The organism is Actinotalea fermentans, assembly GCF_007991475.1.
In the GTDB taxonomy this organism is placed as follows: domain Bacteria; phylum Actinomycetota; class Actinomycetes; order Actinomycetales; family Cellulomonadaceae; genus Actinotalea; species Actinotalea fermentans.
Window position 1 is genome coordinate 1 of record NZ_BJYK01000007.1, and the last position, 11,925, is coordinate 11,925.

The window sequence follows — 11,925 nt, forward strand, 5'->3', positions numbered from 1 at the left end:
GAGTCGTCCGCGAGCCGCTCCGGGACGGTGCTGAGCATCGACGCCAGCCCGCGGCCGAGGAACATCATCGCCAGGGTCGCGATGAACGGCTGCACGTTGAAGTACTGGATCAGCACCCCGGACGCGAGGCCGAACACCGACCCGAACGCGACCATCAGCACCATCACGAGGTACGGGTTCCAGCCCGCGTTGGCCAGCAGCACGCCGGACACGCTCGAGAACGCGATGACCGCGCCCACGGACAGGTCGATGCCGCCCTGCCCGCTGATGATCACCATGGTCATGCCGATGGCGATGATGATCAGGTGCGCGTTGTTGATCAGCAGGTTCGACAGCGTGCTGTACTGCACGATCCGCCCGTAGGCGGTCTCGCCGTACACGATCATCGCCACGAAGATGACGACGGCCGCGACCGTGGGCAGGGCCGAGGCGTTGGCGCGCCACGCGTCGGCGAGCCAGGTCAGGACGCGCCGGCCCGCCGTCGGCGGCTGGGCAACCGGGGCCTGGGGAGGCGTGGGGGGTGCGGTGACGCTCATGCCGCCACGCTCGCCTTCGTCTCGACCGTCTCGGTGAGCGAGGCGGGTCTTGGCCGCCTGGACCGCAGCAGGTTGCGCACGTTGTCGGCCTGCAGCAGGAACAGGATGAGGATCACGGTGGCCTTGAAGGCGGGGGTGGCCGACGACGGCACCCCGAGGAACACGACCGTCTTGTCGAGCGTCGCGATCAGCAGCGCGCCGACCGCGGCGCCGCCCATCGACAGGCGCCCGCCCGCGAGCGTCCCGCCGCCGACGACGACGGCGAGGATCGCGTCCATCTCGAGCTGGTAGCCGGTCTGGGAGACGTCGACCGTCATGACGCTCGACACGGCGAACATGCCCGCGATCGCGGCCAGCGCGCCGCTCAGCGCGTACACCGTGACGAGCAGGCCGGCCGGCTTGATGCCCGCCATCCGGCTCGCGCGCGGGTTGATGCCGATCGAGACGATCATCATGCCGAGCGCGCTGCGCCGGACCACCAGGATGACGACGAGCACGATCGCGACCGCGAGCAGGAACACCACCGGGAAGCCGAGCACGTAGCCGTTGGCCATCCAGCGGAACTGCTCGTTCGTGGCGGTCGTGTTCTGGCCCGACGTGATGACCTTCGCCAGCCCGCGGCCGGCGAGCATCATGACGAGCGTCGTGATGAACGGTTGCAGACCGACCTTCGCCACGAGCAGGCCGCTGAACGTGCCGAGGAGCGCACCCAGCCCGATCGACATCGCGATGGCGACGAGCGCGGCGCCCAGCGACGACGGCGCACCCGCGTTCTGCAGGTACTCCATGGAGACGGCGCCGGCGACGGCCATCACCGAGCCGACCGACAGGTCGATGCCGGCGGTCGCGATGACCAGGGACATGCCGGTCGCGACCATGAGGATCGGCGCCGAGGCGCGCAGGATGTCGAGCACGTTGCCCGCGAGGTTCCCGTTGCTCGGGTTCACGCGGATGGCCAGGTAGGTCGGGTCCTTGAGCAGGTTCACGACCAGCAGCAGCAGGATGGCGACGATCCCCCAGAAGAACGGCTTCCGGACGAGCTCGGCCAGGCGGGCGCTGAGGGTGGGGCTGGGGGCGTTCACGCTGCCGGCACCCCTTCCGTGGTCGGGGCGCCGTCGTTGGCGCCGTCGCGGAGGCGGTCCGTGGGGGATCCCGGCGGGCCGTCGGGGTGATTGTCGCCCGGATCGTCGCCGTCCGGGAGGTCTCCGTCGCCGTGCGCGGCGATCAGCTCGACCACCTGCTGCGCGGTGACGTTCGGGCCGTTGGTGATCTCGCCGATCTTGGCGCGGTCCTTGAGGACGACGATCCGGTCGCTGATCCGCACGACCTCCTCCAGCTCGGAGGAGATGAAGACGACGGCGACGCCGTCGGCCGCGAGCGTGGCGACGCTGTCCTGGATCTCCGCCTTCGCGCCGACGTCGATGCCGCGCGTCGGCTCGTCGAGGATGAGCAGCTCGGGCTCGGTGGCCAGCCAGCGGCCCAGGAGGACCTTCTGCTGGTTCCCGCCCGAGAGGTTGCCCGCGAGCATGTTCGGGTTGGCCGGGCGGATGTTCAGGGCCGCGATGTACTTGCCGACGATCTCGTCCTCCTCGCGCCGCGAGAGCGGGCGGGCCCAGCCGCGCTTGGCCTGGACGGCGAGGATGACGTTGTCGCGCACCGTGAGGTCGGCGACGATGCCCTCGTCGCGCCGGTTCTCCGTGGAGAAGGCGATGCGGTTGTCGAGGCCGGCGACCGGGCTGGTCAGGGCGACCTTGCGGCCGTCGATGGCGATGGAGCCGGAGTCCGCCTTGTCGGCGCCGTAGAGCAGGCGCGCGAGCTCGGTGCGGCCGGAGCCGAGGAGCCCGGCGAACCCGACGACCTCGCCGCGGTGCACCTCGACGTCGGTGGGCTCCATCGAGCCCTTGCGGCCGATGCCGGTCGCGCTGAGCAGCGGCTCGCCCGTCCGGGCGGCGGCACGCTCGGAGCGCGTGGACTCCAGGGACGCCAGCGTCTCCAGGTCCTTGCCGATCATCGTGGCGATGAGCTTGGCGCGCGGGAGGTCACGGAGCAGGAACTCGCCCTGGTACTGGCCGTTGCGCAGCACGGTGACGCGGTCGCTGATCGCGTAGACCTGGTCCAGGAAGTGCGAGACGAAGAGGATCGCGACACCCTCGTCGCGCAGGCGCCGAATCACGCCGAAGAGCTGCTCGACCTCGGCGGCGTCGAGGCTGGAGGTCGGCTCGTCGAGGATGAGGACCCGCGAGTCGGTCGCCATCGCGCGGCTGATCGCGACGAGCTGCTGCAGCGCGATCGACAGCGAGGAGAGCGGCCGGCGCGGGTCGAGGTGGCCGAGGCCGAGCTTGGTGAGGGCCTGCGTGGCGCCGCGGTACGTGGCCTGCCAGTTGATGCCGAACGGCCCGCGCACCTCGTGGCCGAGCATGACGTTCTCACCGATGGTGAGGTTCGTGCACAGGTTGACCTCCTGGTACACGGTGGAGATCCCGGCCGCCTGCGCGTCGGCCGTGCCGTGGAAGCGGCGCTGCGTCCCCTGGACCTCGATCGTGCCCGCGTCGATCTTGTAGACGCCCGTCAGCGCCTTGATGAGGGTCGACTTGCCGGCACCGTTCTCCCCCATGAGCGAGTGGACCTCGCCCGGGAGGAGCCGGAAGTCGACGCCGTCCAGCGCCTTGACGCCGGGGAACGCGATCGAGATCCCCGTCATCCGGACGACGGGTTCTGGTGCTGTCATGGCCTCTTCCTCACTTCGACCTCGCTGTCGACGCGGCCCCGCGGGCCGACGCGTGCCCGGCACCGGTCAGCTCGGTGCCGGGCACGCGTGTGGCTGTCAGTACTCCCGGCTCGGGAGGGCCTCTTCGGCGGCCTCGGGCGAGTCGAACGTGCCGGAGGGCACGATGATGTACGAGTCCACGGTCCCACCCTCGAGCACCGTGTTCACGACCTCGAGAGCCGTCTGGCCGAACAGCGGGTTGTACTCGGCGACGAAGCTGAGCCGGCCGGCGGCCAGCGCCTCGAGCGCGGGCTTGGTGCCGTCGATCGTCGCGATCTTGACGTCCTCACCAGGCGTGAGGCCGGCCTCCTCGACGGCGAGCGCCGCGCCCAGGCCCATCTCGTCGTTCTGCGCGAAGACGATCTGGATGTCGTTGTTGTTGGCGCGGAGCACGGTCTCGAAGACGCTCTTGGCCTCCTCGGTCGACCAGTTCGCCGTCTGCGCACCGACCTTGACGAACTCCGGGTGGTCGCCCATGACGTCGTCCCAGCCGCGGTTGCGCTCGTTGACGACGCCGACGCCCGCCGGGCCCTCGAGCGTGAAGTAGTTGCCACCCTCGGGCAGCGCGGACAGGGCCCACTCGGCCACGCCCTGCGCGACGACGAAGTTGTCGGGCGCGATGCGGGTCACGTACAGGCTCGGGTCGTCAGGCTCGATGCCGCGGTCGATCAGGATGACGGGGATCTCCGCCTCCTGCGCACGCGTCAGCGAGTCCTCCCAGCCGGAGCCCTCGGTGGCCGACAGCAGGATGACGTCCACGCCCTCGTCGACGAACGAGGTGAAGGCCGCGATCTGCGACGCCTGGTCGAGGTTGGTCGCCGGCGCGTAGCTCAGGTCGAAGCCGGCCTCCTCGGTGAACGTGTCCTGGATGTTCTTCTCGTTGGCCGCACGCCAGCCACCCTCGGGGCCGACCGCGACGAAGCCCACCGAGATGAGCTCGCCGCTGTCACCGCCGTCGTCGGTGCCTGCGTCGGTGCCGGTGTCGGTGCCGGTGTCGGTGTCGTCGCCACCGTCGTCACCGGAGCAACCGGCGAGCGCGAGGGCGAGTCCTGCCGTCAGGGCGACGCCCGCGGCCCAGGTCTTGGTACGGAACATGCATCTCCTCCTTGAGAGGCGCCCCGGGGGAGTCCGGCGACGCGACGTGCACGCGTTCGTGTGGTACCGCTAACACGACGGATGTTAGCGGTAACACCGACGAACCGGTCAAGACGCCAAAGTGACGATCCGGTAACGCTTGTCCGACTCGCCCCAAGCGCCCCCAGCGCCGTCGGTGAGTGGAGCGTTTCGGACGGGCACGCCGGGCGTGTCGCGTCGGAACGCTCCACCCGTGATGCGAACGCTCCACTCGAGGCGGACCTGGGCGGCGGGAGGGCCGACGCGCGCGTCAGTCGAGTTCGCGGCCGTCGGCGGCGATCATCTCGATGACGGTGTCGGCGCTGAGGGCCGGACCGTTGCTGAGCTCGCCGATCTTGCGCCGGTCCTTGAGGACGACGATCCGGTCGCTCACGCGCACCACGTCCTCCAGCTCGGAGGAGATGAACACGACGGCCACGCCCTCGGTCGCGGCCTGCGCGAGGTGCCGCAGGATCTCCACGCGCGAGGCGACGTCGGCGCCCATCGTCGGCTCGTCGAGGATGAGGACGCGCGGCCGGGTCGCCAGCAGCGCGGCGAGGGCGAGCTTGCGCTTGTTGCCGCCGGACAGGAACTTCGCCTTCAGGTCCGGGTCGGGCGGGGTGATCGAGAACGACTCGAGGTACGTCGTCACGACCGACTGCTGCTCGTGCCGCGAGAGCGGCCGGGTCCAGCCACGCAGCGCCTGCAGCGGCAGCAGCAGGTTCTCGCGCACCGTGAGCTCGGCGACGACGCCGCCGTCGTGCCCCTCGTCGCTCAGCAGGGCGACCCGCTGCCGCAGCGCGACGCGCGGGCTGGAGAACGTCGTCGACCGCCCCGCGACGACGATCTGGCCCGAGTCCCGCGACTCCGCAGCCCCGAGCAGCAGCGCCAGCTCGGTGCGCCCCGACCCTCGCAGGCCCGCGAGGCCGACGATCTCCCCCGGGTACAGCTCGAGGTTCGTGGGCGCGATGGTGCCTCGCCGCCCGACGCCGGCAGCCCGGTAGACCGGCGGGCCCGTCGGCTCTCGCCGGTGCGCCTTGCGCTGGGAGCTGATCGCCTGGAGGCCGACGATGTCCTTGCCGAACATGGTCGAGATCAGCTCGGCCGGGTCGAGGTCGTCGGGCAGGTACTCGCCCACCCGGCGGCCGTCCCGCAGGATCGTGATGCGGTCGCTGATCGCGTACACCTGGTCCAGGAAGTGCGACACGAAGACGATCGCCACCCCCTTCTCGCGCAGCCGCCGCACGACGCCGAAGAGCTTCGCCACCTCGCCGACGTCGAGCGACGACGTCGGCTCGTCCAGGACGAGCACGCGCGGCTGCGCGACCATCGCCCGGGCGACGCCGACCAGCCGCTGCGCCGCCGGCGACAGCGAGGACAGCGGGCGGCGCGAGTCGAGGTCCTCGAGCCCGAGCTCGGCGAGCGTCGCGGACGCCACGGCGTGCGTGCGCCGCCAGTCGATCCCCCACCGGCCGCGCGGCTCGTTGCCGAGCATGACGTTCTCGCCGATCGTGAGGTTCGGGCACAGCCCGAGGTCCTGGTGCACGGCCGCGATGCCGGCCCGCTGCGCGTCCGCCACGGAACGGATCCGGGCCGTCTCGCCGTCGATCTCCACGGTGCCCGCGTCGCGGGCGTAGACCCCGGCCAGCACCTTGACCAGCGAGGACTTGCCGGCGCCGTTCTCCCCCATGAGCGAGTGGACCTCGCCCGGGTACAGCGTGAGGTCGACGTCGGTCAGCACCGGGACGCCCTGGAACGCGACGGAGATGCCGCGCATGCGCACCAGTGGGGGCTTCGTTGCCCGGGCGGGGGTCGTCATCGGGCGCCTCTGGGCGGGGCGGACGACGCGCGGACCACCAGCTCGACCGGGATCTTGGTGCGCTGCGGGATCGGCCGGCCCTCGATCGCGGCCTGCAGCACCTGCATGGCGGTCAGGCCGAGCGCGTGGAAGTCCTGCCGGATCGTGGTCAGCGGGGGCAGGAAGTGCCGGGACATCGGCAGGTCGTCGAAGCCGACGACGCTGATGTCCTCCGGCACGCGGATGCCGTTCTCGTGCAGCCCGTGGATGACGCCGAGGGCCATCTCGTCGTTGCCGGCGAAGATCGCCGTGTACTCGGGCAGCGTGGTGAGCTCGCGCGCGAACTCGTAGCCGAAGTCCGACGTCCAGTCACCGACGACGATCGGCCGCTCGCGCATCCCCCACGACTGCGCGCGGGCGTGGAAGGCGCGCTCGCGGCTGCGGGCGTCGAGCCAGTCCAGCGGCCCGGCCAGATGGAGGATGTCCGTGTGGCCGAGCGCCGCGAGGTGGTCGACGGCGAGCAGCGTGCCGAGGTGTTGGTCCACCGACACGGTCAGGAACGCCGGGTCGCGCTCGGCCTTGACCACGAGCACCGGCACGCCGACGTCGATCTTGCGGATCGCGGACACCGACGACGAGCGTGGCGCCACGATGCAGAGCGCCTCGACGCCCTGGTCGGTCAGGTGCGCGACCGACTCCTCCGGCGTGAGGTGCGCCTCGTCGCGGATGGAGATCGACGTGACGGTGTACCCCGCCTGCCGGGCGGCCAGCTCGATCGAGTTGAGCGTGCTGGTGGGCCCGTACTCCCCGACGCTGTCCATGAGGACGCCGATGCGGCGCGTGCGCTGGGTCGCGAGCGCCCGCGCGACGGCGTTCGGCCGGTAGCCGAGCTCGTGGATGACCTCGAGGACCCGCTGCCGGGTGTCGGGCAGCACCTTCGGCGAGTCGTTGAGGACCCGCGAGACCGTCATCGGCGAGACGCCGGCCCGGGTGGCGACCTGACGGATGTTCGGCCGCTCCGGCGGTGTCGTGGCCACGTCGCCTCCCTCCAGGGCTCGTCGCGCGCCCACCCCGCCGCAGACTGCTGGGAAGCATAGCGGCGCCGTCCGCGCGTACGGATCGGGACGGGGGAGCGGCGTCGAACGACGGCGGGAGGCGTTCCTTCCACGCGCCTCCGGTACGGCGCGCTTCCGGCGCGGGTGAAGTTCCCCGACGCGGCGTACCCGCGGACAGGGCCCCGGCTAGCGTGCCGTGCGTGACTGGGGGCGGGCACGAGGTAGACACCGAAGAGCTGCGCGCGTGTGGCAGCGGCATGGTCCGTGCTGGTGACGCGATCACCGGGACGGCGGCGCGGGGCGCGACGCCGGGGCGCGCAGGGTATGGCGGCGCGGACCTTACCCGGGCTGCGGACACGTTCGAGGCCCGGTTCACGTACCTGCTGCGTCGGCTCGGTGACGAGGCCGAGGACATCGGTGTCTCGATGCGGGGGTCGGCGTTCGCCTACGAGGAGTCCGACGCGATGATCGCCGCGTCCATGGACGACCTCGGCGGGATGCTCCATTGACCGGGTTCGGGCGGCTCGGGTCCACGACCGACCCGCACACTCTGGTCCCCGGGTCTGTGGACGCACTGCGGGCCGACGCCCAGGACCTGCGAACACGCGCGAACGAGCTGGAGTCGGAGTCCGAGGGTCCCGTCCGGCGGCCCGTGGCGTCGTGGACCGGGCAGGGCGCCGACCGTGCCACGGGCCGCCGCCTGAACCTCACCATGGCGATCGACGGTGTGGTGAGCGTGTACCGCACCGTCGCCACCGTCCTCGAGGCGCACGCACAGGTGCTCGCGTGGGCGCAGCAGCGGGCAGAGGTGGCGATCGACCTGTGGGAGGCCGGACTCGCCGCCGCGGCAGCCGCTGGCTCCCCGACGCTGGTGATGCGACCGCGGCAGACGAACCTCTTCGGTGTACCGGTCTCACCGTTCCCCGAGGTCGACGCCGGTGCCGGGCTACGTCGCCAAGCCGAGACCGTCCTTGCCCAGGCGCAACGGGAGGTTCGCCTCTCGCAGTCAGCAGCTGCGCAGGTACTCGACGAGTTCAACAACGGGCTGCCCGACGGCCAGTTCCACTTCGATCAGTTCCTCGCCGGCATCGGCGACTGGGTTGCTGGTCTGGCGGGCCTGGTGTGGAAGTTCAACGCGATCCGCGCCGTCGTCGACAACGACGCCATGAACGACGACGCCCGCGAGATCCGTGAAGGACTGCTGGACACGGGCGCCCACATCCTCGCCAACCCCGGCGACGCCGTCCCCCTGCTCTTCGACACCCAGACCATGCGCGACAACCCCGGCCGATGGTGGGGACGACTCGCCCCCGACATCGCCCTCACCGCCGCCGGCGGAGTCGGCGTCCTCACCAAGACCGGTGCAGTTGCTCGCATCGGCGACAACCTCAGCGACCTCGGCCGCCGCGTGCGCGCGATCGACTGGGCAGACGACTCGGGGGTCATCGACTTCCAAGCCTGGCTGCGTCGGGAACCGATCGACCTCACCGATGGAACCCAGCTTGTTGCCGCGACCGCCGAGGAACAGGCCGCCGCTGCTGCACGAATCGCTGACCTCCCTGAGGGCCCACTCCAGACGAGCGGCCCGCCTGCCGCCTACCAGAGCAGTGTGTACGGGGCGACCGAGCGAGTCGTGACTCTGCCCGGAGGCGCGACCCGATCGGTCGATGGCATCACGTCGCCATATGGGCTCATCCCGGGCGACGCGAAGCTCGTCTCGAACCCTGCGTCGTCGTTCTACATTCCTGGCACCCTCGATCCGGACCTGGGGGCGGTCGCGATCGCCAAGATGGATCGCACGCTCGAGACCCTCGTTGATGTCTCGGAGGCGCTCGGAGGGAACGGTGTTGTGGAGATCGTGACGAACAACGCGGCGTCAGCGGCCGCTTGGGAGGCGCGGATGGTTGCGGGCGACATTTCCGGCTACGTTCGGCTGCAGCCGTGAGGAGGAACCGTGCCTGAGGCAACACTCGCTGTCGCTCGAGGCGAGTTCACCATCGACCGTCTCGCCCTGGACGCCGTGATCGCCGCGCACTGGCCTGAGCGCCGGTACATCGAGATCAACACCGGTCGTCGGGCGCGCTCCCTCATCGGCCAATACCAGGTGCCAGCAGGTGCGGAGACGCCGCTTGTCGTCGATGTCGAGCGCACCGGCAAGGCTCTCGACATCATCGCGTCCAGTGACGTGATGGCAGCAGAGCTCATCGCCGCCGTAACGGCCCTGCCGGGCTTCCCCGCTGATGGCTCCGTCGTGCTGGCCGAGTGGTCCGGAGACGTCATCGCGCTCCATCCAGACACCACCGCCGAGGAGCTCCTCCATCAGCGCGACTGAGCCCCGGGCGTGACGAGCGCCCCGCCACCGAGAAGGGGCGGGGCGGTACGGGACGACGATGAGCGGTGGGGGCAAGAAGGTCTTTCCGGGGCAGTAGGGTCAGGCCCACTCCTGCGGGTGAACCTGTCCGGTTCGTCCCATCGCCGCGCCTGCACCGGCTAGCGTGCCGATCGTGACTGGGGGCGGGCGCGAGGTAGACACCGACGAGCTGCGCGCGTGCGGCAGGAAGTACGGGACGCAGCTCATGCCGGCGGTGGGTTGATGGCGTCGATCGTTGAACCCGAGCTTGCCGGTGGGCTCGGTGAAGGGACGGTCATGGACCGCACCGTCCATCCGCCGCGAATCACTCGACTGGAATATGCGTTCGAGGGGTGGCTGGGTGGCGACCTGGCGGATGTTCGGCCGCTCCGGCGGTGTCGTGGCCACGTCGCCTCCCTCCAGGGCTCGCCTGGCGCCCACCCCGCCGCAGACTGCTGCGAAGCATAGCGGCGCCGCTGCGCCGTCGGACGGCGTCACGCGGGCGAGACCTTGGGCCCTTGTCGCCGCACCACCGCGGGTCTCCGCTGGAGAGAGGATCGTCGACTCGAGGGGGCGCAGATGCTCGTCGTCGTCGCTGGGGGCACGGGGTTGCTGGGCAGCCTGGTCGCGGACCGGCTCGTGGATCAGGGTCATCAGGTACGGGCGCTGAGCAGAGGGCTCTCGCCGCACACCGGGCCGCACGACCCTCGGGTGGAGCGTGTCCGTGGCGACGTCCGCGACGCCGCCATGCTCACCACCCCGCTCGCGGGTGCGGACGTCGTCGTCTCCGCCGTCCAGGGCTTCCTGGGGCCGGACGGCGTGACGCCTGCGTCCGTGGATCGGGACGGGAACCGGAACCTGATCGACGCGGCGGCGCGGGAGGGGGCGGACGTCGTGCTCGTGTCGATGACGGGTGCCTCGGCGGACAGCCCCATGGAGCTCGCCCGGATGAAGGCGGCCGCGGAGGAGCACCTGCGGGGCGCCGGGGTGCCGTGGACCGTGGTGCGCGGCGCGGGGTTCGCGCAGGCGTGGATGGACATCGTGCAGGGGACCGCGGACGCCCGCGGCCGGCTGACCGTCTTCGGGCGCGCGGACAACCCGATCCCCTGGGTGGACGTCCGCGAGGTGGCCGAGCTGGTGGTCCGGTCGGTGACCGACCGGGCGCTGCGCGGCGAGATCCTCGAGCTCTGCGGGCCGGAGTCGTGGACGCTCGGGCGGCTCGCGGCAGAGCTCATGGCGGCCCGGGGTGTGGCGGGCCGTCCGCGGCGCATCCCACGGCCGGCGCTGCACGTCATGGCCGCCACCGTGGGACGGCTGCGGCCGGCGATGGGTCGCCAGGCGCGTGCCGCGCTCGCCATGGACGTCCTGCCGCCGGCGGACGACTCGGCGACCCGGGCCCGCTTCCCCGACCTGCCGCGCACGCCCGTGTCGCAGGTCCTCGCCGCACGCGTGGCGGGACGGCCCACGACCGTCAGCTGACGGCGACGGCGGTGAGGCCAGCCGTGCACCACCGGCAGACCCCGGCCCGGCCCGCGCGGCACGTCAAGCGCTCAGGCGCCGGACGCCCGTCGCTGGAGCCCCTCGAGGAGGACGTCGAGGGCGAACTCGAACTCGGTCTGGTCGTCGCACCAGCCGAGCGTGGAGCCCGGGTCGTCGTGGGCGACGGCCTCGAGCATCGCCGCGAGGTTCGGCAGCCGGTCGATCATCACCCGGGCCGCGGCGCGCGCCTCGGCGGCGCTCGGGTCGGGCTCGCCGACCTCCTGCGTGAACCCGTAGAGGCGGCTGCCGAGCGCGTGCAGACCGTGGTGGATGAGGTCGTGCGACAGGCCGCCGGTCCGCATGAGGCCCACCAGGGCGTCCACATGCCGGCTGGCGGCGAACCCGATCGCGGGCCGGGACGCGATCACGAGCGGCGCCCACGGGTGGCGCAGCATCACCGTGCGGGCGGCGAGGATGCGCGTCCGGACGGCGGCGTCCCACCGCACGCTGCCCTGCCGGACGGCGTCGGCGCCGGGCCCGGTGCTCGCGGCCTCGAGCACCTCGGCGAAGACGAGGTCCGCGATGCCGTCGAGCAGCGCGTCCTTGCCCGCGACGTGGTGGTAGAGCGACATCGCCTCGACGCCGAGCTCGTCCGCGAGGCGGCGCATCGTGAGCGCCGGCAGCCCGTCGGCGTCGGCCACGGCGACCGCGCGGCGCAGCACGGCCTCGCGGGTCAGCCGGACCCGGCCGGTCCGGCCGCGCGTGTCCTCGGGCACGGCCACAGCCTCTCATCCGGCCACCACCGGCCGGCCCTTGACGCACCGGCC

12 protein-coding genes are annotated in these 11,925 nt (G+C 71.7%); 4 read left to right on the top strand and 8 right to left on the bottom strand.

All coding sequences use genetic code 11. From position 1 onward, the window contains the following. From AFE02nite_RS10825 to AFE02nite_RS10850, 6 genes are all read right to left on the bottom strand, one after another. The coding region (locus AFE02nite_RS10825) for an ABC transporter permease subunit (protein ID WP_407643094.1) at nt 1-536 on the bottom strand (536 nt) is incomplete at its 3' end. After that, nucleotides 533-1,618 carry an ABC transporter permease gene (locus tag AFE02nite_RS10830; RefSeq protein WP_034247746.1) on the bottom strand — a complete coding sequence of 362 codons (1,086 nt, stop codon included), beginning with the start codon at nt 1,616-1,618 and terminating at the stop codon, nt 533-535. The genes AFE02nite_RS10825 and AFE02nite_RS10830, both read right to left, overlap by 4 nt. Further along, nucleotides 1,615-3,264, bottom strand: a complete 1,650-nt coding sequence (locus tag AFE02nite_RS10835) for a sugar ABC transporter ATP-binding protein (protein ID WP_146819627.1) — start codon at nt 3,262-3,264, stop codon at nt 1,615-1,617. The genes AFE02nite_RS10830 and AFE02nite_RS10835 overlap by 4 nt, the downstream gene beginning before the upstream one ends. 96 nt (nt 3,265-3,360) lie before the next feature. Beyond that, a complete protein-coding gene (locus AFE02nite_RS10840) occupies nt 3,361-4,398 on the bottom strand; it encodes an ABC transporter substrate-binding protein (RefSeq protein ID WP_034247747.1) in 1,038 nt (345 codons plus the stop codon). A gap of 289 nt (nt 4,399-4,687) precedes the next feature. Beyond that, on the bottom strand, nt 4,688-6,235 hold the full coding sequence (locus AFE02nite_RS10845) for a sugar ABC transporter ATP-binding protein (RefSeq protein WP_034247748.1): 1,548 nt from the start codon (nt 6,233-6,235) through the stop codon (nt 4,688-4,690). Continuing rightward, nucleotides 6,232-7,251: a LacI family DNA-binding transcriptional regulator gene (locus AFE02nite_RS10850; protein WP_146819628.1), complete on the bottom strand. Its 1,020-nt coding sequence runs from the start codon at nt 7,249-7,251 to the stop codon at nt 6,232-6,234. The genes AFE02nite_RS10845 and AFE02nite_RS10850 overlap by 4 nt, the downstream gene beginning before the upstream one ends. A gap of 218 nt (nt 7,252-7,469) precedes the next feature. Between AFE02nite_RS10850 and AFE02nite_RS10855 the strand changes: the two genes are divergently transcribed. The 3 genes from AFE02nite_RS10855 to AFE02nite_RS10865 are packed head-to-tail and all read left to right on the top strand — an operon-like array spanning nt 7,470 to nt 9,601. After that, complete coding sequence (locus tag AFE02nite_RS10855; RefSeq protein ID WP_034249335.1) at nt 7,470-7,778, top strand: hypothetical protein; 309 nt, start codon at nt 7,470-7,472, stop codon at nt 7,776-7,778. Then, nucleotides 7,775-9,214: a putative T7SS-secreted protein gene (locus AFE02nite_RS10860; RefSeq protein WP_034249337.1), complete on the top strand. Its 1,440-nt coding sequence runs from the start codon at nt 7,775-7,777 to the stop codon at nt 9,212-9,214. Before AFE02nite_RS10855 ends, AFE02nite_RS10860 begins: the two co-directional genes overlap by 4 nt. A gap of 9 nt (nt 9,215-9,223) precedes the next feature. Next, nucleotides 9,224-9,601 (top strand): hypothetical protein, encoded by a 378-nt coding sequence (locus AFE02nite_RS10865; protein ID WP_034249339.1) that lies wholly within the window; start codon nt 9,224-9,226, stop codon nt 9,599-9,601. A gap of 99 nt (nt 9,602-9,700) precedes the next feature. On the opposite strand, the gene AFE02nite_RS17430 is transcribed toward AFE02nite_RS10865, so the two are convergent. Continuing rightward, nucleotides 9,701-10,027 (bottom strand): hypothetical protein, encoded by a 327-nt coding sequence (locus AFE02nite_RS17430; protein WP_186814538.1) that lies wholly within the window; start codon nt 10,025-10,027, stop codon nt 9,701-9,703. A gap of 171 nt (nt 10,028-10,198) precedes the next feature. On the opposite strand from AFE02nite_RS17430, the gene AFE02nite_RS10875 reads away from it, so the two are divergent. Next, the gene (locus AFE02nite_RS10875; protein ID WP_146819631.1) at nt 10,199-11,098 is read left to right on the top strand and encodes an SDR family oxidoreductase; all 900 of its coding nucleotides are present in this window, start codon (nt 10,199-10,201) and stop codon (nt 11,096-11,098) included. A gap of 71 nt (nt 11,099-11,169) precedes the next feature. On the opposite strand, the gene AFE02nite_RS10880 is transcribed toward AFE02nite_RS10875, so the two are convergent. Beyond that, nucleotides 11,170-11,874 carry a TetR/AcrR family transcriptional regulator gene (locus AFE02nite_RS10880; RefSeq protein WP_034248136.1) on the bottom strand — a complete coding sequence of 235 codons (705 nt, stop codon included), beginning with the start codon at nt 11,872-11,874 and terminating at the stop codon, nt 11,170-11,172. Between the last annotated feature and the right edge of the window lie 51 nt (nt 11,875-11,925).

What these genes read in the sequence shown, in the direction of transcription:
- AFE02nite_RS10835 (WP_146819627.1), bottom strand. Translation starts at nt 3,264, where the DNA reads ATGACAGCACCAGAACCCGTCGTCCGGATGACGGGGATCTCGATCGCG.
- AFE02nite_RS10840 (WP_034247747.1), bottom strand. Translation starts at nt 4,398, where the DNA reads ATGTTCCGTACCAAGACCTGGGCCGCGGGCGTCGCCCTGACGGCAGGA.
- AFE02nite_RS10845 (WP_034247748.1), bottom strand. Translation starts at nt 6,235, where the DNA reads ATGACGACCCCCGCCCGGGCAACGAAGCCCCCACTGGTGCGCATGCGC.
- AFE02nite_RS10875 (WP_146819631.1), top strand. Translation starts at nt 10,199, where the DNA reads ATGCTCGTCGTCGTCGCTGGGGGCACGGGGTTGCTGGGCAGCCTGGTC.